At 73.4% G+C, this 22,864-nt stretch carries 16 protein-coding genes; 2 read left to right on the forward strand and 14 right to left on the reverse strand.

Going from position 1 to position 22,864, the window contains the following annotated elements; translation table 11 throughout:
• Positions 1-2: 2 nt before the first annotated feature.
• The 13 genes from IH50_RS0104365 to IH50_RS0104430 all read right to left on the reverse strand — a co-directional run bounded on the left by IH50_RS0104365 (position 3) and on the right by IH50_RS0104430 (position 17,356).
• Positions 3-1,958 (reverse strand): alginate lyase family protein, encoded by a 1,956-nt coding sequence (locus IH50_RS0104365; RefSeq protein ID WP_030857394.1) that lies wholly within the window; start codon positions 1,956-1,958, stop codon positions 3-5.
• Positions 1,955-4,132, reverse strand: a complete 2,178-nt coding sequence (locus tag IH50_RS0104370) for a bi-domain-containing oxidoreductase (protein ID WP_030857396.1) — start codon at positions 4,130-4,132, stop codon at positions 1,955-1,957. Before IH50_RS0104370 ends, IH50_RS0104365 begins: the two co-directional genes overlap by 4 nt.
• Positions 4,133-4,150: 18 nt before the next feature.
• Positions 4,151-6,085, reverse strand: a complete 1,935-nt coding sequence (gene asnB, locus IH50_RS0104375) for an asparagine synthase (glutamine-hydrolyzing) (RefSeq protein ID WP_030857397.1) — start codon at positions 6,083-6,085, stop codon at positions 4,151-4,153.
• 3 nt (positions 6,086-6,088) lie between these two features.
• Entirely contained in the window at positions 6,089-7,639 is a 1,551-nt protein-coding gene (locus tag IH50_RS0104380; protein ID WP_030857398.1) for a Wzz/FepE/Etk N-terminal domain-containing protein, read from the reverse strand.
• Positions 7,636-9,006: a membrane-bound polysaccharide biosynthesis protein gene (locus IH50_RS0104385; RefSeq protein ID WP_030857399.1), complete on the reverse strand. Its 1,371-nt coding sequence runs from the start codon at positions 9,004-9,006 to the stop codon at positions 7,636-7,638. Before IH50_RS0104385 ends, IH50_RS0104380 begins: the two co-directional genes overlap by 4 nt.
• On the reverse strand, positions 9,003-10,283 hold the full coding sequence (locus IH50_RS0104390; RefSeq protein ID WP_030857401.1) for a glycosyltransferase family 4 protein: 1,281 nt from the start codon (positions 10,281-10,283) through the stop codon (positions 9,003-9,005). Before IH50_RS0104390 ends, IH50_RS0104385 begins: the two co-directional genes overlap by 4 nt.
• The gene (locus tag IH50_RS0104395) at positions 10,273-11,589 is read right to left on the reverse strand and encodes a nucleotide sugar dehydrogenase (protein ID WP_030857403.1); all 1,317 of its coding nucleotides are present in this window, start codon (positions 11,587-11,589) and stop codon (positions 10,273-10,275) included. Before IH50_RS0104395 ends, IH50_RS0104390 begins: the two co-directional genes overlap by 11 nt.
• Before the next feature lie 79 nt (positions 11,590-11,668).
• Positions 11,669-13,147, reverse strand: coding sequence for a sugar transferase (locus IH50_RS0104400; protein ID WP_030857405.1), 1,479 nt, complete (start codon positions 13,145-13,147; stop codon positions 11,669-11,671).
• A gap of 521 nt (positions 13,148-13,668) precedes the next feature.
• Entirely contained in the window at positions 13,669-14,049 is a 381-nt protein-coding gene (locus tag IH50_RS40730) for a hypothetical protein (RefSeq protein ID WP_030857407.1), read from the reverse strand.
• Positions 14,050-14,702: 653 nt separating this feature from the next.
• Complete coding sequence (locus IH50_RS0104415; protein ID WP_199822043.1) at positions 14,703-15,410, reverse strand: DUF5701 family protein; 708 nt, start codon at positions 15,408-15,410, stop codon at positions 14,703-14,705.
• Positions 15,407-16,324 carry a virginiamycin B lyase gene (locus tag IH50_RS0104420; RefSeq protein WP_030857413.1) on the reverse strand — a complete coding sequence of 306 codons (918 nt, stop codon included), beginning with the start codon at positions 16,322-16,324 and terminating at the stop codon, positions 15,407-15,409. The genes IH50_RS0104415 and IH50_RS0104420 overlap by 4 nt, the downstream gene beginning before the upstream one ends.
• Positions 16,321-16,974 (reverse strand): CatB-related O-acetyltransferase, encoded by a 654-nt coding sequence (locus IH50_RS0104425; RefSeq protein WP_030857415.1) that lies wholly within the window; start codon positions 16,972-16,974, stop codon positions 16,321-16,323. Before IH50_RS0104425 ends, IH50_RS0104420 begins: the two co-directional genes overlap by 4 nt.
• Positions 16,964-17,356 (reverse strand): nuclear transport factor 2 family protein, encoded by a 393-nt coding sequence (locus tag IH50_RS0104430; RefSeq protein ID WP_030857417.1) that lies wholly within the window; start codon positions 17,354-17,356, stop codon positions 16,964-16,966. The genes IH50_RS0104425 and IH50_RS0104430 overlap by 11 nt, the downstream gene beginning before the upstream one ends.
• A gap of 123 nt (positions 17,357-17,479) precedes the next feature.
• Here IH50_RS0104430 and IH50_RS0104435 point away from each other — a divergent pair, with 123 nt between their 5' ends.
• Positions 17,480-20,203, forward strand: coding sequence for a helix-turn-helix transcriptional regulator (locus tag IH50_RS0104435; protein ID WP_030857419.1), 2,724 nt, complete (start codon positions 17,480-17,482; stop codon positions 20,201-20,203).
• A 163-nt stretch (positions 20,204-20,366) separates the two neighbouring features.
• Here IH50_RS0104435 and IH50_RS0104440 read toward each other — a convergent pair whose 3' ends face one another.
• The gene (locus tag IH50_RS0104440; RefSeq protein ID WP_030857421.1) at positions 20,367-22,130 is read right to left on the reverse strand and encodes a lysyl oxidase family protein; all 1,764 of its coding nucleotides are present in this window, start codon (positions 22,128-22,130) and stop codon (positions 20,367-20,369) included.
• Between the two features lie 39 nt (positions 22,131-22,169).
• Between IH50_RS0104440 and IH50_RS43485 the strand changes: the two genes are divergently transcribed.
• On the forward strand, positions 22,170-22,766 hold the full coding sequence (locus tag IH50_RS43485; RefSeq protein WP_234328079.1) for a bacterial transcriptional activator domain-containing protein: 597 nt from the start codon (positions 22,170-22,172) through the stop codon (positions 22,764-22,766).
• The last annotated feature ends 98 nt before the right edge of the window (positions 22,767-22,864 follow it).

A 22,864-nucleotide genomic window follows, 5' to 3' on the forward strand; every position in this document is an offset into this window, starting at 1 on the left:
GATCAGGCCCCCTGACCGCGGAAGCCGAGGACGGTGGTGTACTTCTCCGTGCCGTCGGTGAAACCGGTGCCGACCAGCGTGGTGGCGGGTTCCCTGCGTCCGAAGCCGGCGGAGTACCAGCCCAGCGGCGGCTTTGTCTCGCCGCGGTGCGCCCGCCAGGAGAGCCGCCCGGGCAGGTCGAGCACCGCGGAGCGGTCCTCGCCGTCCCGGGTCCAGGTGAGCAGGGCCCGGTTCCCCGTCAGGTCCGCGGTGATCTCCGGGCCGAGGTGGAACGCCAGGCGCACGGCCCGGCGCGGGCCGCGCACCTCGTCGACCACTCTCACCTCCTGGACGGCGGAGTCAAGTTCCACCCGGCGGCGGTGCACGGAAGGCCGGTAGCCGTCGTGCTCGGCGCACCAGCGGGTCACGCCTCCACCGGACGTGTCCACGGCCAGGACGCGGCTGCGGGCGTGCCGGGTCCACAGGAACGGTCCGCCGGAGACGGACTGGTCGGCGCCGTCCAGCTCCAGGGTGTTGTGGCCGAGGGTCGACCGGAAGTACCGCCGCCACTCGGGCTGCCCGTGGTAGCAGTACGTCCCCGGGTCGGCGAGCACGTCGACCCCGTCGTGCCGGACCTCCACGGACAGCGCGTCCGCGTGGGCGTGCGCGGCGATGGACAGGAAGCCGTGCGGACCGCCGTCGCAGCGGCACCAGATCTTCTCCGGACCGCGCAGGATCGTCATCCCCGCGTCGGCGAAGTGGGCCGGCCGGCTCGCCGGGCGCACGGTTTTCTTGTCCGCGTACGGCCGGATGAGCGCGGCCAGCAGCGGGGTGCGCACATCGGTGCCGGTCACCTCCGGCCACCAGTCGAGCCGGCCGAACACGGCGTCCCCGGTGGCCAGCAGCGAACCCCAGCGGTCGGTGCCCGCGCCGTCCACGACCAGACCGTGCCCGTCGTCCGCGTCCCCCTGGCGCGGCGGCCGCAGCCGGTCGTCCACGACGGCCGCGAGCGCGTCCGTCATCCGCAGCAGCACCAGCCGGACCGTCGCGGGCACCGGCACACCGGCGGCGTCCGCCTCCGCCACCGCGGCCAGGCCGAGCTCCAGCACCAGCCCGTGGTACTCGGTGGCCAGCTCGCGGTTGAGGCCGGAGAGGAACGTGTTGCCGCGCAGATGCCGCTCCAGCGACCGCAGCGCGTCGGCCCGCCGGCGCGCCGAGTCGGGGAACCACCCGAACGCGCAGGCCGCGGCGAACTGCCCGGCGGCCTCGGCGATGACGTGGTTGTTCGCCGAGGAGCCCCGGCTGGGGAAGGCGGCCAGCCAGCGCTGGTGGTGCCAGATCTGGTGCAGCGCCACCGGATTGCCCTCGAACAGGGCGGCCGCGCCCGGCCAGCCGTCCAGCAGCCGGCGGACCCACACCCAGGACAGCAGCCGGATCCCCAGCTCGATGCCGCTGACCCAGTGCACCCCGCGCAGCGGCGGGTTGGCCGCCCACCACGACCGCAGGTGCCCTGCCACCCGCTCGGCGTACCGCTCGTCCCCGGTGACCGCGTAGGCGGCGGCGAGCACGGTGAGGTACTGGTGCCGGGACGGCTCCCAGATCTGCTTGATGTCCCCGACCGCGTCCTCGTCCCGGTACGGCACGTCGAAGGCGTAGCCCGACGGGGCCCGGCGTCCGGTCTTCGGGTCGTACCACCAGTCCGGGTCGGCCAGGTCGTCGCGGTCCACCCCGAAGTACTCGGCGTGCCCGGCCATCAGCCGGTCCGCCTCCGCGACGAGACGTTTCGCGGCGTCCGGCGGCACCGCGGCGACCGCCCCCGCGGGCAGGACCGCGGTGAACCGGGCGCCGGTCACGTCCGGGCAGTCCGGCGGCGCCGAACGCCACCGCCGTCTGCGCACCGTGTCTCCCACCCGGCCGCCGATCTCCCGCGGCCCCATCCGGGACAGCCGCCGCAGGTACCATCCCGCGCTCATGCTCATCGCGACCCCGTGAGCGTCACCGGCACGCCCCCGGCCAGAGACGCCTGTACGGCGAGGGTGGCTGCCGTGGTCGCGGCCAGCGACCGGAGCGGCACCGGCATCGGCCCGCCGGTCCGCACGGCCTTGACGAACGCGGCCAGTTCGGCGTTCTGGCCCTTGTCCCGGGCCTGGGGCAGCCGCGAACTGACCCACCGCTTCCGGCCGTACACCGAGGCGCGGACGAAGTCGTCGAGCCGCAGCACCCTGCCGTCCGCGATGAGGTCCAGCGTCTCCTTGGGGAACCCGGCCGATCCGGTGGTGACGTAGCTGATCGTGGCGGTGGACCCGTCCGGGTAGCGCAGGACGATCTGGAGGTCCTCGTTGCCGGACGGGGCGACCGCGTACACCGAGACCGGGTCGGCCTCCAGCAGCCAGCTCGCCGTGTCGATGAAGTGCCCGCCCTCACCGGCGAACCGCGAGCCCTCGGTGCCCTGCTGGAGGTACCAGCTGCCGTGGTCGAGGCGGCCCGCGTTGACCAGGTAGCGCAGGCTCGCCGGACCGCTGCGGGCACCGAACCGCTTCCTGGCCTCCTGGAGCAGCGGCGCGAACCGGCGGTTGAAGCCCACCTGCAGCCGGTCGTTGCCGGACTCCTCCACCGCGGCGAGCACCCCGGCCAGTTCGTCCTCGGTGAGCGCCAGCGGCTTCTCCACGAACACCGCCTTGCCGGCCAGCAGCGCCTTCCGGGTCAGCTCGGCGTGCGAGCTGTGCCGGGTGACCACGAACACCGCGTCGACGGACGCGTCGCCCAGCACGGCGTCGAGATCGGTGGTGGCCGCCGTGAAGCCGAACTTGCGCTGCGCGTTGGCGCCGGACAGCGCCGTCGTGGTGACGACCGTCGACAACTCGACGCCGTCGCGCCGCGCCAGGTGCGGCAGCAGCATCGACGACGCGTAGTTGCCCGCGCCGACGAACGCGAGACGCACCGGCGTCCTCGCGGCCCGCACCGGGCCCCGCTTCACGTCCACGGCGGGCACGGCCACCACCGGGGCCGGCGCCTGCGCCTCGGTCTCCTGCCCGGGGTACCGGAACAGCACCGCCACGGCCTTCAGTTCGCCGTCCTTCAGGCTCCGGTACGTCTCGACGGCGTCGTCGAAGTCGGCGACATGGGAGACCAGGGGCTCCACGTCGACGCTGCCGCGGGCCATGAGGTCGAGGAAGCAGGCCAGGTTGCGGCGCTCGGTCCAGCGCACATAGCCGATCGGGTAGTCCCGCCCCTGGAGCTCGTACTCCGGGTCGTAGCGGCCGGGCCCGTACGAACGGGAGAACCGGACGTCGAGCTCCTTCTCGTAGTACGCGTTCCACGGCAGGTCCAGGCGGCACTTGCCGATGTCGACGACCCGGCCCCGGTCCCGGCTCAGCCGGGCGGCCAGTTCCACGGGCTGGTTGCTGCCGCCGCCGGCGGCCAGGTACACCTGGTCCACGCCGTGGCCGTCGGTGAGTTCGGCGACGGCGTTCTCCACGGCCGCGGACGCGGGATCGCCGCAGGCCGCCGCGCCCAGGCGTTCGGCGAGCTCGCAGCGCGCCGGGTCGGGGTCGGCCCCGACGACCCGTACCCCCGAGGCGGCGAGGAGCTGCACCACCAGCTGCCCGATCAGCCCGAGGCCGACGACCAGCGCCACCTCGCCGAGCCGCGACTCGCCCTGCCGGACACCCTGCAGCGCGATCGACCCGACGGTCCCGAAGGCCGCGTGCCGCGGCGCGAGGCCGTCCGGCACCGGGACGTAGAGGTTCTTCGGCACCCAGTTCAGCTCGGCGTGCAGCGCGTGCTCGTTGCCGGCGCAGGCCACCAGGTCGCCGGCCTTCACGTCGTCGATCCCCGCGCCGACCTGCTCGACCACCCCGCACAGCGAATAACCCAGCGGCGTGTAGGAGTCCAGCTTGCCCATCACCTTGCGGTAGGTGGCGGGCACCCCGTTGACGGCCACGCTCTGCACGACCTTCGCCACCTGGTCCGGCCGGGAACGGGCCTTGCCCACCATCGACATGCCGGCCTCGGAGACCTTCATCAGCTCGGTCCCGGTGGAGATCAGCGAGTACGCGCTCCGCACCAGCACACCGCCCGGCTTGCAGCCCGGCACCGGCACGTCGAGCAGCGCCAGCTCGCCGCTCTTGTAGTTCTGCACAACCTGTTTCACCGGAAGTCCTCTTGTTCTCTACGCCGTCGGGGAAGGGGTCTGGCCGGCCGGGGAGGTCGCGCCGCGGTACCAGTACTCGAGGGTCAGCACATGCCACAGATGCTTGGAGAAGTCCCGCTGCCCGGCGGCGTCCTCGGCGACGAGCCGCCGCAGCGCGTCGCGGCGCAGGATCCCGGCACGGACGAGCTCGCCGTCGTCGACCACCTCGCGCACCAGCGGCGCCAGATCCCGGCTCATCCAGGCCCGCAGCGGGGCGCTGAACAGGCCCTTGGGCCGGTACACGATCTCCCGGGGCAGCACCGAGGTGGCCGCCTCCTTGAGGACGGCCTTGCCCTGCCGTCCGACGATCTTGCGGTCGCCGGGGAAGGCGAACGCCGCCCTCACCACCTCGACGTCCACGTACGGCACCCGCACCTCCGTCGATGCGGCCATGCTGGAACGGTCCGTGTAGGCGAGGTTCAGGCCCGGCAGGAACATCCGGGCGTCGCCCAGGCACATGCGGTTGACGAAGTCGTCGAGGCCGTTGTCCTGATAGGTGTCCGCGTGCTCGGTCAGCACGTCGTCGACCGCCGGGGCCAGGTCCGGGTCGACCAGGGCGAGCAGCTCGTCCCGGTCGTACATGGTGTAGCTGCGCCGGAACGCGGTCTCCTCCGGCAGCTCGGCGAAGGAGAGGAACCGCTTCGCGAAACGCACCGACCGGTACCCCCGGCGGGACGTGGCCACCGGCAGCCGGTCCACCGCCGCGGACACCCTGCGCCGCAGGGGCCGCGGCACGCGCTGGTAGCGCAGCGCGAGCAGGTTGGCCAGGTGCTTGCGGTAGCCGGCGAACAGCTCGTCGGCGCCCATCCCCGACAGCATCACCTTGACCCCGGCCTCCCGGGCGGCCGAGCAGATCAGGAAGGTGTTGATCGCGGCGGGGTCGCCGATCGGCTCGTCCAGGTGGTACGTCATCCGCGGCAGCAGGTCGAGCACGTCCGGGGCGATCTCGATCTCGTGCAGGTCGACGCCGAACCGCCTGGCCACCTGCCGGGCGTAGCGCAGGTCGTCCGGCATCGCCTCGAACCGGGCGTCCTCGGCGCGGAACCCGATCGTGTAGGCGGAGATCCCCGGCTGGTGGCGGGCGGCCAGCGCGGTCAGGTAGCTGGAGTCGAGACCGCCGGAGAGGAAGGTCGCCACGGGCACGTCGGAGAACAGGTGCCGCCGGGTCGACTCCTCGACGATCGCGGCCAGGTCCGGCCGCTCGCCGGCCAGGGCCCGCTCCCGGCCCTCGGCGGCGACGTCCCGCAGGTTCCAGAACCGGCCGCGCTCCACCCGGCCGTCGGGCCGGCACCGCAGCCAGCTCCCCGGCGGCAGCTTCTCCGCCTCGCGGAACGCGCACCGCGAGTCCGGCACCCAGTAGTACAGCAGCGAGGCCACCAGGGCCGTGTGGTCCACGTCCAGCCTCTGGCCGGTCACCGCGGCGAGCGCCTTGAGCTCGGAGGCGAACACCAGACCCGTGCCGCGCCGCAGCAGGAACAGCGGCTTGATGCCCAACTGGTCGCGAGCCAGCACCAGTTCACCGGTCCGCTCGTCGAAGATCCCGAACGCGAACATGCCGCGCAGCCGGGGCAGACAGTCCGTGCCCCAGCGCCGCCAGGCCTCGAGCAGCACCTCGGTGTCGGAGGTGCCGCGGAAGCGCACCCCGGCGGCCGTCAGCTCCGCACGCAGCTCGGGCGCGTTGTACAGCTCGCCGTTGTACGTCAGGACGAGACCGCCGGAGACCATCGGCTGGGCGCCGGTCTCCGACAGGTCGACGATGGCCAGCCTGCGGTGCCCGAGGTGCACCTCGCCGTCACCGACGGGATGGCTGTACCGTCCCGCCCCGTCCGGGCCGCGATGGGCGAGGACATCGGTGAGCCGGTCGGCCACGGCCTTCCCCTCCGGCCACCGGTACGTGCCTGCGATGCCACACATGTCCTACCGCGCCTCCTGGTCGCTGTCCGGGACCCGGGCCGCCGGCATCGGCAGCCGCTCCGTCCCCCGCCGGCCTTCCCCCGCCGCCCGCCCGGCGGGGGAGGCACCCCCGCCGTCCGGCCCGGCCGGCCGCTCGCCGCGGTCGCGCGGCACGGTGTGCGGCCCGTCCCACAGCGTGCCGTCGGTCCGGTCCCGCGGATCGGGGTCGATCAGCACCACGCCGATCACCGTGATGCGCTGGTCCGCGAGCTGCCGCGCCACGGTGTGCAGCCACGCGGCGCTGCCGTGCCCGGCCCGTACGACGAGCACGGTCCGGGTGCCGAGGTACCGGAGGTCGGTCCACGCGGTGCCGGGCGCCACCGAGCCGACACCGATCCGGCGCTCCCCGGACGCCACGGCCGCGGTGTCCGCGCCGTCGACCACGGCGGGGTCTCCCGGCCTCGGCCGGCGCTTGGCGAGCTGCGGGCCGGGCAGACCGTCGACGACGGCCACCGGCCCGTCCGCTCCCAGGGCCCCGGCGAGGTCCAGGGCGATCGTGCTCGCACCGCGCGCACAGCCCAGTTCCAGCAGCGACACCGGTTCCGCGGAGCCCCGTACGGTACGGGTCAGGGACACCGTGAGCCGTTCCCGTGCCGCCCTGCCCCGCCGGCGCCGCCACGGCCCGGCCGGCCGGCCGGGCAGCTCCGCGATGACGGAGGCGCCCAGGTTCGCCGCGATCTCCCGGCGCAGCACGGGGCGGTCCGCCACCACCACGCCGACGGCGGCCAGCGCGAGGCCGAGCGCGAGCCCGAGGACGAGCCCGATCCCGGCGTCGGTGGCGGCGGTCCTGGGCAGGGAGTGCTCCACCGCCCGCGCGGCGTCCACGATCTGCGTGCCCGCGACCAGCCGGGGCGTGCCCAGCCGCGCCTCCTCGGCGCGCTGGTCGAAGTCGGTGATCCGCGAGGTGAGTTCGGCCCGGCGGGCGAAGAGCGACTCGAGGTTCGCCGACGCCTCCGGGTCGCTCTGCGGCGGCCCTTCCCCGATCTCCTCGTTGACCCGCGCGAGTTCGTCCCGCATGTCGTCGCGCCGGCCGAGCAGGGCCTTGGACTCGGCGTCCGCGGCCTCCTTGATCCGCTTCACGTGGTCCGCGACGAACGCCTCGGCCAGCGCCTCGGCACGGGCCACCGCCTCCGCGTCGCTGTCACCCGTCACGGTGATCCGCAGCAGGTTGTTGGTCAGACCGGTGCCCTGGTAGTCCCGCATGAAGTCCTCCGGGCGTTCCGGGGAACCGAGGGACCGCAGGGCCTCTCCCGCGATCCGCGTGGTCCCCAGCAGCGCGGCGTCGGTGCGGATCAGCGTTCCGGGGTCGTTCGGCTGGTCCGCCTCGTGCGCGACCAGCACCGTGGTCACCGCGGTCGGCGGCGCCGGCAGCAGCACCGCCACCGCCACGCCGGCCAGCAGCCCCAGCAGCGCCATGGAGCACCACAGGCGGCGCCGCCTGCGCACCGCGACCACCAGCGCCTGCAGGTCCAGCAGCGGAGCGGCCGACGGCTCCGCGTTCGTACGTGTCGTCACCGTGGGCCTCCCGTCGCGTCGTCGCCGGCCGTGAGCACCGGCTCGGCGGTGTCCCGGGGACGGCCGGCGGACCGTGCCGTACGGGTCCGGACCGGGCCGGCGACGACGACGCCGACGATCTCGTGCCCCGCGTCCGCACACGCCTCGGCGATGCCGGTGAGCTCCCCCGCGGTCCAGTTGCCCGCGCTGAGCACGACCAGGGCACCGGACTCCTCGCCGCGGTCCGGCACCACCGGCCGGGACACCGGAACCTCCGTCACCCGCAGCAGCGGATCCCCCTCGGCCTCGGTGACGAGCCGCTCGGCGGCCCGGTGGGCGACCTCGTCGCCGTCCGGGACGACGACCAGCAACCGCCGCCCGGAGCGCGGCAGCCGGTCCCGGAGGCGGGCGCACACCCGCCGGTAGCGGATCCGCCGGCCGGCCTCGTCGCCGGACGTCCGCGGGGCCGGTACGTCCCACCGGACGTCGACACCGAGGAACCGGCGGATCCGGGCCCGCACGTCACGGCCCTCCGGCGGATGCGCGGGCCGCCCGGCGGGCACGTCGACGGTACCGAGCGGCACCGCGCCCAGCGCCGCGACGATCTCCGGTTCGGTGCGCAGCCGGCGGCTCGCCCGCGCGGCGGCGAGATGACCGACGACCGCGAGCAGGAGGAACAGCAGCGCCCCGCCGACGACGAGCTGGATCCGCGTCGGCGGTGCCTCACCGTCCGGCCGGGCCGCCGGCCCCATGACGACCATGCCGGCCTCGTCGGCGGCCGGGCCGGCCTGCTCCAGCGCGGTGACGGCCTCCTGCAGCGCGGTGCGCAGCTTCGCGAGCTCGGTGCGGGTCTGCACGCTCTCCACGGTCCGGCCGGGATCGGCCGCGTCGGCCAGCTCGGTGATGCGGCGGCTGGTCCGCGTCACCAGCTTCCGCAGCTCCTCGGGCCGCGCCGCCGCCGCGGAGCCGGCGTCGTCGCCGGCGATCCCCGCGGTGAAGGCGACGAACTCCTGGGCCACCTGGTCACAGAGCCGCTGCGCGCGCTCCGGGGTGTCGGCCGTTCCCGAGATCTTGATGATGTTCCCGTCGGCGGCCTCGGCGCTCACCCGCTTCCGCAGCTCGCGGCCGTCGACCCCGGCCCAGTCGAGCGTGGCGGCCACCCGGTCGGCCACCACCGAACTGGTCGCGATCTCCGTCCGGGTCAGCAGTTCGCGCTCCTCCCACGCCCCCGGCAGCAGGACCGATGCCGACGTCGTGTAGCGCGGCGGGAACAGCACGGAGGTGCCGTAGCCGACGAGCGCGCCCAGCACGGCGAGGACGGCGAGCAGCCGCCACCGCCGGTGGATCATCCGCCCGACCGTGGCCAGGCGTATCGTGTCATCGCTCAACGACGTGGCCTCTTCCCCGCCCGCCTCCGGGCGCCCGCCGGCGCCGGGACCCGGTCGCGGCAGGCGGCGGTGTAGGCGGCGAGCAGCGACGTCTGCGAGTTCCGCCAGGAGAGCTCCCCGTTGATCCGCTCCTGGCCGGTCTTGCCCATCCGGGCCCGCAGTTCGGGATCGTCCAGCAGCAGCGCGACGGACCTCGCGAACTCGGACTCGTCGTTCGCGGGCGCGTAGACGGCGGCGTCACCGGCGGAGACCCGCGCCTCCTTCAGGTCGAACGAGACGATCGGCCGGCCCATCGCCATGTACTCCAGGACCTTGTTCATGGTCGACACGTCGTTGAGCGGATTGCGCGGGTCGGGGGAGAGGCACACGTCCGCGGTGGACAGGTAGCGCACCAGGTCGGCGTCCGGGATGCGCCCGGTGAACCGCACCTGTTCGTCGAGCCCGAGCCGCCGGGACAGCTCCACCATCGCGTCGAAGGCGTCGCCGGAGCCGATGAACACCGCGTGCCAGTCGGTCCGTCCGACCTCGTCGCGCAGCTTCGCGAGGGCCCGCAAGGCGTAGTCGACGCCGTCCTGCGGGCCCATGACGCCCAGATAGCACAGCAGATGGGGCTTGCCGTTCTTCAACTCCGGTTCGGGCGGCACCGGCTGGAACCGGTCGGTCTGGGGTGCGCTGCGCACCACGAAGACGTCCGACGGCCGCCGGCCGCCCCGGCGCACCGCGACGTCCCGGTAGCTCTCGTTCGTGGCGAGCACGATGTCCGCGGCCCGGTAGGTCATCCGTTCCAGCGCGCACACGCCGCGGTAGAGCAGGTCCTCGCCGCGGCCGAACCGGGAGAGGTACAGCTCGGGCACCAGGTCGTGCTGGTCGAAGACGAACCGCGCGCCGCGCCGCTTCAGCCACAGCGCCGGCAGGAACAGCAGGTCGGGCGGGTTGCAGGCGTGCACCACATGGACCGGGCCGACCTTCCGGGCCAGCCGGGCCGTGTGCCACAGCGCCGATCCGTACTCCCGCAGATAGCCGGCCGGCCCGCCGGTGGCCGCGCGCAACGGGTAGCGGTGGATCCGCACCCCGTCGATCACCGCCTCGGGTTCCGTGTCCCGTCTGCTCCCCTGGGGGCAGATGACGTGCACCGTCCAGCCCGCGTCGCGCAGGGTCGTGCACTCCTGCCACACCCGCCGGTCGAACGGCACCGACAGGTTCTCCACCAGGATCAGCGCACGCCGGCCGTGCCGGCCGTCCCTGGCCGTGTCGTCGAACGACGTGTCACCAAGCAAGGCCCATGTACCCCGGTTCGGTCCGGCGCGTCTCGGCGTCGGGAAGGCGGACGAGATCGACGATCACCGGACCGTCGCCGTGGGGAAGCTTCGACAGCACCTCCGGGTCCCTGGTCCCGACCAGGCACACCTCGGCGTGTTCGAGCACCTCGTCGACGGAGTCCGCGAGCAGTTGCGCGAGGTGCGGCAGCCGTGTCTCGACGTACTCGCGGTTCGCGCCGAGCAGCCGGGACAGGCTCACATTGGCGTCGTGGATCCTCAGGTCGTACCCCTTGCCGAAGAGCCGTTCGGCCAGTTCGACGAGCGGGCTCTCGCGCAGGTCGTCGGTGCCGGGTTTGAAGGACAGCCCGAACAGTCCCACCCGGCGCTTGCCGGCGCGCTCCACCAGCTCCACCGCCCGCTGCAGGTGGTCGGCGTTGGAGGGCAGCACGTGGGAGAGGATGGGCACCGAGACGTCGGCCCGCCGCGCCGCGTGGACCAGGCTGCGCAGGTCCTTGGGCAGGCAGGAGCCGCCGAAGGCGAAGCCGGGCCGCAGATAGGCGGGGCTGATGTTCAGCTTGCGGTCGGCCAGGAACACGTCCATCACCTGGTGCGAGTCCACGCCGAGCGCCTGGCACACCGCGCCCAGCTCGTTCGCGAAGCCGATCTTGAGGCCGTGGAACGCGTTGTCCGCGTACTTGATCGCCTCGGCCGTCGGCACCGGCACCCGGAACACCTCGCCGGGCAGGCCCTCGTACAGCGCCAGGACCGCGTCGCCGCTCGCCGGGTCGAGCTCGCCGATGACGGTCTTGGGCGGGTCGAAGAAGTCCCGCACGCTGGTGCCCTCGCGCAGGAACTCCGGGTTGACCGCGACCCCGACGTCCACCCCGGCCGTGCCGCCGACGTACTTCTCCAGGATCGGCACCAGCAGGTTCAGGCAGGTGCCCGGGAGCATGGTGCTGCGGAACACGACGGTGTGCCGCCCGCCCCGCTCGGCCAGCGCGGCGCCGATCTGCTCGGTGACCCGCTCCAGGTACGTGGTGCACAGGCTGCCGTTGGGCTCCGACGGCGTGCCCACGCAGACCAGCGATATCTCGCTGTCCATGATGGCCTCGCGGACGTCGCCGGTGGCGCGTAACGCCCCGCTCCCCACCACCTCGGCGATCAGCTCGCCGATCCGTTCCTCGACCACCGGGGCCTTGCCGTCGTTGACCAGGTCGACCTTCACCTGGCTGACGTCCACCCCGATGACCTGATGGCCCATACTGGCCAGGCACGCGGCCGACACACAGCCCACGTAGCCGAGCCCGAAAACGCTGACTCTCACGTTCCGTTCCTCCCCCAGGGCAGGCCCTCGCGGCCTGCGGTCCGTACACCGTCCGTACGACGGCGCCGCCCCCCGCACATCAGTAGGCCCCCTGCCCGTAGAGCACCGCACGCAGCGTCTTCCACAAGATCACTGTGTCCAGGGCGAGCGACCAGTCCTCCACGTACCGCAGGTCCAGCCGGACCGCCTCCTCCCACGACAGGTCGCTGCGTCCGCTGATCTGCCACAGGCCGGTGAGGCCGGGCTTGACCAGCAGCCGCCGCCGGATGTCCGGGCCGTAGGCGGCGGACTCCTCCGGTAACGGAGGCCGCGGCCCGACGAGCGACATCGATCCGGTGAGTACGTTGAACAGCTGCGGGAGTTCGTCGATCGAGTACCGGCGCAGCACCGCTCCCACCCGGGTCACCCGCGGATCCCGGTGGAGCTTGAACAGCGGTCCTGCGCCCTCGTTCAGGCCGGCCAGCTCGGCACGGGCCCGGTCGGCCCCGACGACCATGGTGCGGAACTTGAGAATGGTGAACTCGCGGCCGTCCTTGCCGACCCTGCGCTGACGGTAGAACGCCCCGCCCCGGCTGGTCGTCAGCACGAGCAGCGCGACGCCCGCCATCAGCGGCGCGAACAGCAGCAGCAGAATCGTTGCGCCCAGCCGGTCGACGACTCCCTTGACCGCCCGGCGGCCCCCGGTGAAGGCCGGCATGCTGACCCGCAGCAGCGGGATCCCGAGCACCGCGTCGATGTGCAGCCGGGGGCCGGCCACCTCCATCAGCACGGGGGCGACGACCATCTCGGCGTCGCTGCCCTCGAGGTTCCAGGCCAGCCGCTGCAGCCGGTGCGGTGACCAGTGCGGGTCCGGGGTGACGGCGACGACCCGGTAGCCGTCGCGGCGGACGTGGTCGGCGACGTCCGCCAGCCGGCCGACGACCGGCACTCCGTCCACCCGGTCACCGTCGAGTCCGAGACCGTCCGTCGTGCACACGGCGTCCACCCGCCAGCCCAGGTGCGGGAACCTCCGGGTCCGGGTGATCAGGTCGTGCACGGTGGCCGGGCTCCCGGCGGCGAGCACCGGTCTCAGACACCGGCCCTCCTTCCGCTCCCTGTGCAGCCACAGGCGCAGCAGATACCGCGCGACCATGGTGACGACCGCGATCGCGGGGACCGCGACGAAGATCCAGAGTTTGATGTTGCGCGAGGTGAGGGCGATCCCGCCGAGCGCCAGGACGACGGTCGCCATGAACAGGGAGCGTCCGAGCCGGCGGAACTCCTCGGCGCCCTGGCCGAGCACGGACGAGGACCACGCCCGGCCCACCGCGAGCGCCCCCAGCACCAGCAGCCAGGTGCCGAAGGCGAGGATCCCCCATTTCTCATGCCAGTTGGCCGCGTCCCGGACCCCGAAGAAGTTGCCGATCGCCGCCACCACGAAGGCGGTGGTCACCGTATCGCCGGTGATCACGGTACGGCGGTACCGCTGCTCCCAGTCGGTCGCGGGTCTGCTGATTCTCCCGTTCGCCGAACGCTCGTGCGCCGACGGAAACGGGCCGACTAATTCCCCCTGCCGCACAGAACCCCCCAGGTCCCCAGTGGTTCGACGTGTTCCCCTGACACCGTTTCTCCACCCGGGAGGCCCCCGCCTCCCGCGCCGCGCCGTTCCTCCCCCACAGGAGGCCCCCGCCTCCCGCGCATGCCGTCCCGGCTCTCCCGGAACCGGCTGAACAACCCACCCCGGCCCTCGGGTGCTCCCCGCACCCAGGGTTCATCGATCGTCACCGTGCGTTCGAACGGCTGAAGCAAGGTCAATCTAGACCATCGGGGCCGACATGTAGAGGGGATGTGTGTGATTCGTGCGCAAGCTTTGAGACGGAATCGGTCTGCCGGTGACCGCCCGCGGACGCCGGGCGTACGTGACCTGCTGATCACCGCGATCCGCCCGGCAAGCAGGACGGGCTCGCCCGGGTGTGCTGCGGGCGGGGGCACACCGGCCTCCCGGGTGGCGGGCCGCGTCCTCCCCGCCTTCCGGCGGAGGGGGGACCACGCCGCCCGAGCCCGTGGTGCCCCGAGGCGGAGCCCCGCACCCGTCGGGGATCAGCCGGGCAGCACGCCGAGGAGCGCGGCGCCCACGGCGGCGAACAGCACGGTGACTACCGGGGCCGACCCGCGCAGGCGCCCCCGTGCCGCCTGCGCGAGGGCCGTCGCGGCGAGCGTGGGCCACAGGATGCCCAGCGCGGCCTGGCCCACGGTGAAACGCCGCGCGATCAGGGCCCCGACGGCGTACCCGGCGGCGGCCGCCACCACGGCCACGGTGAAGTCGGGGCCGTAGGGGTTCCAGGGGGCGGAGGAGCCGGCCGGGTCCGCGGACCGGCGCCTGATCCGGACGGACCGGACGATCGCGGTGACCACCGCCACGGCGGCGACCGCGGTCCACAGGACGGTGGGGACGACGAGGAGGGGACTGGGGGAGCTCATGGGACATCCTTCCCGTACGCCCGCTCCGGCCGGGGGTCTCCCGGCCGGAGCGGGCCGTCGTACGGATGGGGCGGGGGACCGCCGGCCGTTCAGGACCGGCGGTCCCGGGGGGTCACAGCTTCGTCTTGATGCACTTGTCGTGGACGGAGTCCAGGCCGAGGATCGCGGAACCTGTCGTGATCATCATGGTGGTCGGGCGCCGCATGCGCGGGTAGCGGGTGCGTGCGCTCATCATCCGCGAGGTCGCGGCACGGATGCCGCCCCACCGGCGGATGACCTGCCGGATCCGGCGCACCTTCGCCGCGGCGAAGCAGGCGGTGCCCAGGACCCGCAGGACCGCGCCGGCGCAGACGGTGATGCGGTAGGCGCGTCCCAGGAGAACCAGCCCTTGCCGTCGAGGTCGTACATCGTGATCGGGTCCGGCACCCCGTGGCGTACGTCACCCGGCTGTCGGTGTCGGGCGGCGGCCAGAAGCCTCACCGGCCTCGCGGACTTCCGGGGAGCGGTGGCGAGTGCGGGGGAGGAGTGGCTGTGCGGCCGGGCCCGGGGTGTCGGGACCCCGGGCGACCATTCCACCTGGAACAGGGCCGGGAACATCCAGCACATGGCGTTCGTGGCTCGAACTTCCTTTTATTGAACGGAACTTGCCCGCGCTACCGCTCCACGGCGGCGCGGCGGGAGCCGGCCGAGGCCATGCCCAGCCAGGTATGGGGATTGCCCTCCCAGCACCAGCCCAGTTTGGGAGTGTGCCGGCTGATCCAGATCGCCGGGACGCGGCGGTCGCCGGAGCGTGAACCGCCCAGGGAGAAGCACTTGTTCTTGACCAGGACCTCGGGGAAGTGGGTGATCAGCGCGACCCCTTCCTCGATGGTGAGCGGGGTGCGTCCCCTGGCGGCGATGGTGTCCAGGGCGTCGTGGGGCACGGCACCGCAGAACTCCTCCCCGCGCTCGACGTCGAGCAGCAGGTAGACGCGCCGGTCGGGGAGGCCGGTCTCCTCGACGGCGACGAACCGTTCGAGGGCGCCGGGCTCGAAGGACCGGTCGACGAAGCCGGGTCCGGTCCTTCCGTGGAGGGTGGTGCGCGCCGTCGCCCGCTCGATCGGGACGACGTCCCGGGTGACCACGAGCAGGAAGGGCACACGCCCGGTGTCCGGCGCCCATGCCTCGTGGCCGACGTCGGTGACGAGGTCGCGCAGGGGCGCGACCAGCGCGGTGAACTGTTCCGGGGTCAGGCGGGCCATCGCCGGATAGTCCCGTTCGGCGAGGTTGTGCACCTGCCGGTCGAACTCGGCTCCGGGGTCGGTGGAACCGGGCCGGTTCCTCGCGGTTCCTGGCTGGGGGATCGTGTGCTTGGACGTCATGGGCGAGGTTCCCTCCTGGGTCGGGACAACGGGTTCGGGGTGATGCGGGCGAGGGCGCCGGCCTCCAGTGCCGTCCACACGGCACCGTCGGGGCCGAGGGTGATGCCGTGCGGCTCCGAGCCGGGTGTGGGCAGGTCGTGCACCTCGGTCACGCCCTCGGTGGTGAGGGAGCCGACGCGGTTGCCGCCCCACTCCGTGAACCACAGGACACCGTCGGCGCCCGTCGTGACGGCGTGCGGCCGGCCGGCGCGGTCGGGCAGCGGGAACTCGGTGATCTCACCCCCGGTGGTGACGCGGCCGATGTGGCCGGCGGCGATGGCGACGTACCAGAGGGCACCGTCGGGGCCGAGGGTGATGCCGACCGGTGCGGAGCCCGCGGTGGGCAGCGGATGGACGGTGACCGTGCCGTCGGTGCCGATCCGGCCGATCGCGTCGGCCTGGTTCAGGGTGAACCACATCCCGCCGTCCCCTCCCGCGGTGATCGCGGACGGGAACGCGCCGGTGACCGGGAGCGGGAACTCGGTGATCTCACCGCCGGTGGTGATCCGGCCGATGCGGTCGGCGGCGGTCTCGGTGAACCACAGCGCCCCGTCGGGCCCCGCCGCGATGCCGAACGGCCCGCACTCCGGAGTGGGCAGCGGGAACTCCGTGACGGCGCCGGCGGTGGTGATCCGGCCGATGCGGTGCGCCCGGTACTCGGTGAACCACAGGGCGCCGTCCGGCCCGGTGGTGATGACCGTCGGCCCGCAGTCCGGGTCGAGCCGGTGGCTCTCCGGTCCGGCGCCGGGTACGAGCCGGCCGATTTGGCCGCTGTGGACCAGCGTGTACCACAGCGCGCCGTCCGGTCCGGTGGTGACCGCGTACGGTCCGCCACCGCCGGACACCGGGTGCTCCTCGATCGACACGGGTGTCATGCGCTCTCCGGTCCGTGGCCGGCGGCGATACGGGCGATGTCGGCCGGGGTGCCGGCCATGATGGTGCGGGCGTGTTCGGTGACCAGCTCCGCCGGCCAGTCCCACCAGGCGGCCCGCAGGAGCCGGTCGACGTCGGCGTCGTCGAACCGCCGCCGGATCGGGCGGGCCGGGTTGCCGCCGACGATCGTGTACGGCGGTACGTCCGCGGTGACGACGGCGCCGGCGGCGATGACGGCGCCGTCGCCGATGCGGACCCCGGGCAGGACGGTGGACCGGTACCCGAACCAGACGTCGTTGCCGACCACGGTGTCGCCCCGGCTGGGCATGCCGGTGACGATGTCGAGGGTCCGCTCGGCCCACTCGCCGCCGAACATGGTGAACGGGAAGGTGGACACCCCCATCGTCGGGTGGTCGGCGCCGGCCATCAGGAACCGGGTGCCCGCGGCGATGGCGCAGTACTTGCCGATGATCAGCCGTTCCGGGCCGTAGGCGTAGAGCACGTTGCGGTGCTCGAAGCCGGTGGCGCCGTCCGGGTCGTCGTAGTAGGTGTACTCGCCCACGACGATCTTCGGTGAGCCGACCAGCGGTCTGAGGAACACCACCCGCTCATGTGCCGGCAGCGGGTGGAGGGTCATCGGGTCAGGTGTCAACGTCCGGCTCCTGGTGAGGTGGTGACTGCGGGACGGGGTCGAGGAATCCGTGGAGGCGGCGCAGCCGGGACCGCTCGGTGACCATGACGGCGAGTCCGACGATCACCGCGGGGCCGCCGTCCGGCGCCAGTTCCCAGCCGAGGCGTGCCACCCCGTGGTGGCCGTCGGCCTTCCCGGCCGGCCGGTACACCAGGCCGGGGAACTGCCGCTGGGCCGTGGCCATCACCTCCTCGACGGCGTCGCGGCCCTCGGCCGCCGTGATCGGATCGACGTAACCGGCGTCGTCGGTCCACAGCGCGTCGACGAGCGCCCGGCGCCTGACCGGGTCACGCTCGTTCCAGCTCGCCAGGTACCGCCTGGCCGGCTCGTCGAAGCCGGACATGGCCGATCTCCCTCCGCCGCCGTGTTCCGTCCCACCACGCTAGGGCCGGGAGCCGGCAGCGGAATCCGTCACGCCCCGGCAATCCGGTCCGGGACATCCGGCCTGTTTAAGTACGCTCACCTGGTGTTGTACGGACGGAGTGACGAGATATCGGTCATCGACCGCCTGCTGGCGGACTGCCGGACCGGTCGCAGCGGTTGCCTGCTCATCACCGGGGAGCCGGGCATGGGCAAGACCGCACTGATGGAGTACGCGGCGTCGGCGGCCGACGGCTTACGGGTCGTGCGCGGCACCGCGATCGAGTCCGAGGCCCACCTGCCGTTCGCCGGCCTGCACCTGCTGCTGCGGCCCGCCCTGGACCGGACCGACGCCCTCCCGGCACCGCAGGCGCGCGCCCTGCGCGGGGCCTTCGGCCTCGCCCCGGCCGAACCGGGCGACCGCATGCTCGTCGGCCTCGCCGTCCTCTCCCTCCTCGCCGAGTTCGCCGACGGCGGGCCCGTCCTGTGCCTCGTCGACGACGCGCAGTGGCTGGACCGGGCGTCCGCCGAGGCCCTGCTGTTCGCCGCGCGGCGGCTCGACGCCGAGGGCACGGCACTGATCATCACCGCCCGGACCGGCTTCGAGGCCCCCGGACTCGCCCACCTGCCGCTGACGGGGCTCGACGCGCCCGCCGCCGCGGGCCTCCTGGCCGAGCACGCCGCCACGCTGTCCCCCGCCCACCGGTACCGGGTCCTGGCCGAAGCACAGGGCAACCCGCTCGCCCTCCTCGAACTGCCCCTCGCCCTCGCCGCCGGCCGGCCGGTCGCCGCCGGCGAGGACCTGCCCATGACCGAGACGGTCCAGGCGGCGTTCCTCGACCGGGTACGACGGCTGCCCGAGCCGAGCAGGAACCTGCTGCTCGTCGCGGCCGCCGAGGACACCGGTGACCGCGACGTCGTCCTGCGCGCGGCCGCCCCCCTCGGCTGCCGCCCCACGGACCTGGTGCCCGCGGAGACGGCGGGGCTGCTCCGGGTGGACAACCGCACCGTGCGCTTCCGCCACCCCCTCGTGCGGTCGGCCGTCTACCAGGCGGCGCCGGTCAGCCTCCGCCTCGTGGTGCACACGGCCCTCGCCGAGGCCCTCCACCGGCCGGAGGACGCCGACCGGCGCGCCTGGCACCACGCCGTGGTGGCCACAGGACCCGACGAGCAGGTGGCCGCGGAACTGGAGAACACCGCCCGGCGGGCCGTCGAGCGCAGCGGGTACGCCGCCGCCGCGGCGGCCTACGAACGGGCCGCGCGGCTCACGGAGTCCGGCACGGACCGGGCCCGCCGGCTCGTGCTGGCCGCGGAGGCGATCGCCGAGGAGGGCGACATCGACCGCATGGTGGAGCTCGCCCGGCACGGCGCCGCGGGCACCGACGACCCGGCCCTGACCGTGCGCGCCACCCGGGTCCGCGCCGCCGCGGCGTTCCACCACGGCCTGCTCCGCACGGCCTGCCGGCTGCTGACCGAGGCGGCCGAGCCGATCCGGGACGACGATCCGGCGCTGGCCGCCCACCTGCTGCTCGACGCGGTGCACGCCGCCTGGTACCTCGGGAAGGACGAGATCGCGGACACCGCGGACCGGCTGGACGCCCTGCCGCTGCCGCCCGACGACCCGCTCACCCATGTGGCCCGCCTGCTGACCTGGACGGTGCGGTCCGCGATCGGTCAGGGGGACCGGGACCCCGGGGCCCTCGTGCGCCGTGTCGCGGCCGCCGGACGGACCGGATTCGGCGGGCCGCACGACACGATCCTGGTCGGAGCCACCAGCCTCCAGGCCGCCGGTCAGGACACCGAGGCGCACCGGGTGGCCGGCGAGCTCCTCGCCCGGTGCCGCGACCGCGGCTGGATCGGCCGGACACCGCCCGTGCTGGCGTGTGTCGCCCGGACGTCGACCTTCCTCGGCCTGCACACCGACGCCTGGGACGAGGCGACCGAGGCGCTGCACATCGCCCAGGAGCTCGGACACCGGCAGTGGACCGCCGAAATCAGCGGCGTACTGGCCTACCTGGCCGCGGTGACGGGCGACGAGCGGCGCTGTCACGCCTTCGCCGACGACGCGCTCGCCGCGCCGGAACCCGGCGCGACCCCGCCCGGCATGTCCTGGGCGCACTGGGCACTGGCCCTGCTCGACCTCGGCCACGCCCGGTGGGAGTCCGCCCGCACCCGCCTGACCGCCCTGCACACCGGACCGGTGAGCCACCAGCTTCCCGGCCTGCGCAGCATCCCCGACCTGGTCGAGGCGGCGGTGCGGCTCGGCCGGCCGGCCGACGCCCGTGAGCCGCTCGCACGGCTCACGGCCTGGGCGCACGACGCCGCGCAGCCGTGGATCGACGCGCACGTCCAACGCTGCCGCGCGCTGCTCGCGCCGGAAACGGACGCGGCGGAGCTGTACCGGGCCGCATTGCGGCTGCACCCCGACGACCGGCGGTTCGAACGCGCGCGCACCGCTCTCCTCTACGGCGAGTGGCTGCGCCGCATGCGCCGCAGGTCCGAGGCCAGGACCCAGCTCCGCGACGCGTTCGAGACCTTCCGGAGACTCGGCGCCACGCCCTGGGCGGAGCGGGCCCGCGCCGAGCTCGACGCGACCGGCGCGACCGTACCCGGGGCCGAGGCCGCGGGCGGGGCGCTGTCCGTGCTCACCTCGCAGGAACGGAAGATCATCCGGCTGGCCGCACGGGGCCTGTCCAACCGGGACATCGCCGCACAGCTGTTCCTCAGTCCGCGCACCGTCGGGTACCACCTCTACAAGGCGTTCCCCAAACTCGGCGTCACCGCGCGGACCGAACTCGCCGCTCTCACCCTCACCGATGCCGCACCATGACGCCACCCCTGGCCCTGGCATCGTCCCTCGGCGCAGCCCCTCCCCGACTCCGTTACCGGGCACCTCCGTTGACCCTCGCGGGCGAACGGGATCCCCGGGCGGTTCCGGCGGGCCGGGGCGGCTCCGGTTCGTCTCCGGGGCCGCCCCGGCTGTCACGGGCGGGTCAGTTGGCGTCCACCAGGTGGTGCGGGGGGACCGTCACCGTACGGGCGCCCTTCTCGCCGCCCAGGACGACCTCCCGCAGCGCGCTGTTGTTGCTGTGGTCGGTCTCCTTGAGCCGGTTCTCCGGGTTGGCGAGGACCTGGATGTAGTACGTGCCGTTCGGCAGGTCCGTGATGTCGAAGGACTGGCCGGGTAGGTCCTGGGTGTAGGTGTCACCGGAGCCGACGTCGAGCACCTCGCGGACGGAGATGGAGTTCTCGTAGCCGCATGCGGTGGACAGGTCCGTGTTGTCCGGGTGCCAGTCGGCGTTCTTCACCGTGTAGTCGACGGCGTCGGTGTTGGCCAGGCAGAATGCCTCCTTGCCGCTGCGCACCGTCTCCTTCTGGTCGGCCGACAGCAGCCGGTAACTGGCGAAGTCCAGGAAGTGCCAGTGCTCGTGGCCGGGACGCGGGTCCCACTCCATGCCGCCGGTCGGGGTGTATCCGACCTGTGTGCCGTCGGCGTCGTAGAAGTACTGGTAGGCGTCCATCACCTCCGCGCCCGGGGAGCGGAAGCCGTCCACGACGAGCTTGGCCGGGCCCGCGTTCCACACGTTGGCGCTGAAGGCGAGGTAGTCCTTGCCGGGCACCTCCTCGTAACCGTCGCTGACGGTGATGCCGAACGCGGGCAGCGAGCGCAGGTCGGGCTTCGGCACGTCGGGAACGGACGCCTTGCCTGCGGGCCGCTTCGCGTTGGGCTGGGCGCCCGGTGCCTGCCGCGAACCGTCGGTCTGCCCGGTACTGTCACCGACCTCGGCGGTGGCGAGGGCCTGCCGCCCCAGGGACTTCCTCTTCAGCGCCCACGGCAGGGCGGGCGGAGCCGACGGGTAGGGTCCGTGGCCGGCGTTGTACGAGGGGCCGGCGCCGCTCGTCACGGCGCCGGGGGCCGGGGTGTCCGCGGCGGCCCCGTGCTGCGCGTGCGCGTCGTGCTGCGCGTGCGCGTCGTGCTGCGCGTGGGCGCTGTGCCCGGAGGCGGTGGTCTTCGCCGGGCTGCGGGCGCCGGCACTCTCTTCGTCTTCCCAACTGCGCTCGCGGACGACCACCTTGACGGTCTGCGGCTTGTCGGCGATGCCGAAGAGATCACGGTACTTCTTGGCCACGTTGATCTCGGCGGTGTAGGTGCCGGCGGCCAGCTGGGCCGTCTCGGTGTAGTGCCCCGAGTAGGTGTTGGACGCCCAGCCGTTCTCGACGCCCCATACCGAACCGAGGGTGAACGGGTTCGTCGGACAGCTCTCCGGATACTTCGAGTTGGCGGGGGCGTCCGGCCGGATCCGCCCCGAGGCGTTGTTGGGGCAGAACGTCTCGGTCTTCTCCAGCACCGTCGAGCCGGCCGCGTCGGTGAGGGTGATCTGCGTGAAGTCCGGCAGGCCGGCGAAGTCGTTCACGAGCCCGGCGGGGAGCGTCTTGGTCCGGGTCTTCTTCCCGTTCCGGAGGATCTGCTGGGCGACGACCGGGTCCTTGTAGGACTTCCGGGTCACCTTGAGCTCGAAGGCGCCGTTCTCGGAGGTGAGGTACGTCCCGAGATCGAGATAGACCCCGGGATCCTCTTTCCACGAGTCGAGCGTGACGGAGGTGGACGCGGCGATCAGGCTGAGCTTCGGCGTCGGCTCCTCGGACTTCGCGTCAGGCGCGGCGGCGACGACGCCAGCGGTCACGGCGATGGCCGCGGCGACGGCGAGGGAGGGGCGGGTCAGGCGGCTGGGGCGGCCCTTTTGGAGTCTGGTCATCAGTCCTCGTGCTTCCGGCTTTCGAGTGCGTCATGGAACGTGGACGATCAGCACGACCCCAACTGCCTTGCGGAGCCGCGGTGTTCGGATCATGAGAGGCCGTTGGGCACCTTCCGGGTTGTCTCTGCTCACCCGGACGGCCCCCAGTTTGTCCGAAAAGCGCTTACCGGTTGCCGGACTTGGCCGGGACGGCAGGGTGAGGCGCTGGAGTGCTACCGCGTGACCACCGCGTTGCTCGCCGAAGAGCCGGGCGCCGCCCCCGGGGGCGGGCTGAGGCAGCTCCACCAGCGGCTGCCGGCCGCGGAGCGGCCGAGCCGCACCGGCCACGTCCCGTCGCCCCCGTGTGGAACGGCACAGGGCCGCTTTCCTCCGCCTCGTCGACGGCATGTACGTGGCCGTCGCCGATGGACACGCACGGGTCGTCGGTGCTCACGCCTTGCTCGTGGGTGTGTGCCCCGGCGTCGGGCGGGCCGTCGTCCGCCCCCGCCTCTCCCGACGGCCGTGACCGTCTCTCCCGGCGGTCGCCCAACCACCGCCCCCGGCACGGCACATGGGTACGGGAACGCATGCCGAGCGCAGAGCGGTGGCCGCCCTCTACCGGACAGTAGGTGTGCAGGCTTCCCGGGCGGGTTGTGAAGATTGGATGGATGGGGACACTCCGGTCGCGTGAAGTAACGGTTCCGCTTCGGAACGGTCGTGCGGCGTCGGGAACGAAGATCCGGAGCGCTTCCATC

Origin of the sequence: Streptomyces sp. NRRL S-37, from assembly GCF_000721605.1 — a bacterium.
Classification (GTDB): Bacteria; Actinomycetota; Actinomycetes; order Streptomycetales; family Streptomycetaceae; genus Streptomyces.

What these genes read in the sequence shown, in the direction of transcription:
- IH50_RS0104365 (WP_030857394.1), bottom strand. Translation starts at nt 1,958, where the DNA reads ATGAGCATGAGCGCGGGATGGTACCTGCGGCGGCTGTCCCGGATGGGG.
- asnB (WP_030857397.1), bottom strand. Translation starts at nt 6,085, where the DNA reads ATGTGTGGCATCGCAGGCACGTACCGGTGGCCGGAGGGGAAGGCCGTG.
- IH50_RS40730 (WP_030857407.1), bottom strand. Translation starts at nt 14,049, where the DNA reads ATGAGCTCCCCCAGTCCCCTCCTCGTCGTCCCCACCGTCCTGTGGACC.
- IH50_RS0104415 (WP_199822043.1), bottom strand. Translation starts at nt 15,410, where the DNA reads ATGACGTCCAAGCACACGATCCCCCAGCCAGGAACCGCGAGGAACCGG.
- IH50_RS0104420 (WP_030857413.1), bottom strand. Translation starts at nt 16,324, where the DNA reads ATGACACCCGTGTCGATCGAGGAGCACCCGGTGTCCGGCGGTGGCGGA.
- IH50_RS0104430 (WP_030857417.1), bottom strand. Translation starts at nt 17,356, where the DNA reads ATGTCCGGCTTCGACGAGCCGGCCAGGCGGTACCTGGCGAGCTGGAAC.
- IH50_RS0104440 (WP_030857421.1), bottom strand. Translation starts at nt 22,130, where the DNA reads ATGACCAGACTCCAAAAGGGCCGCCCCAGCCGCCTGACCCGCCCCTCC.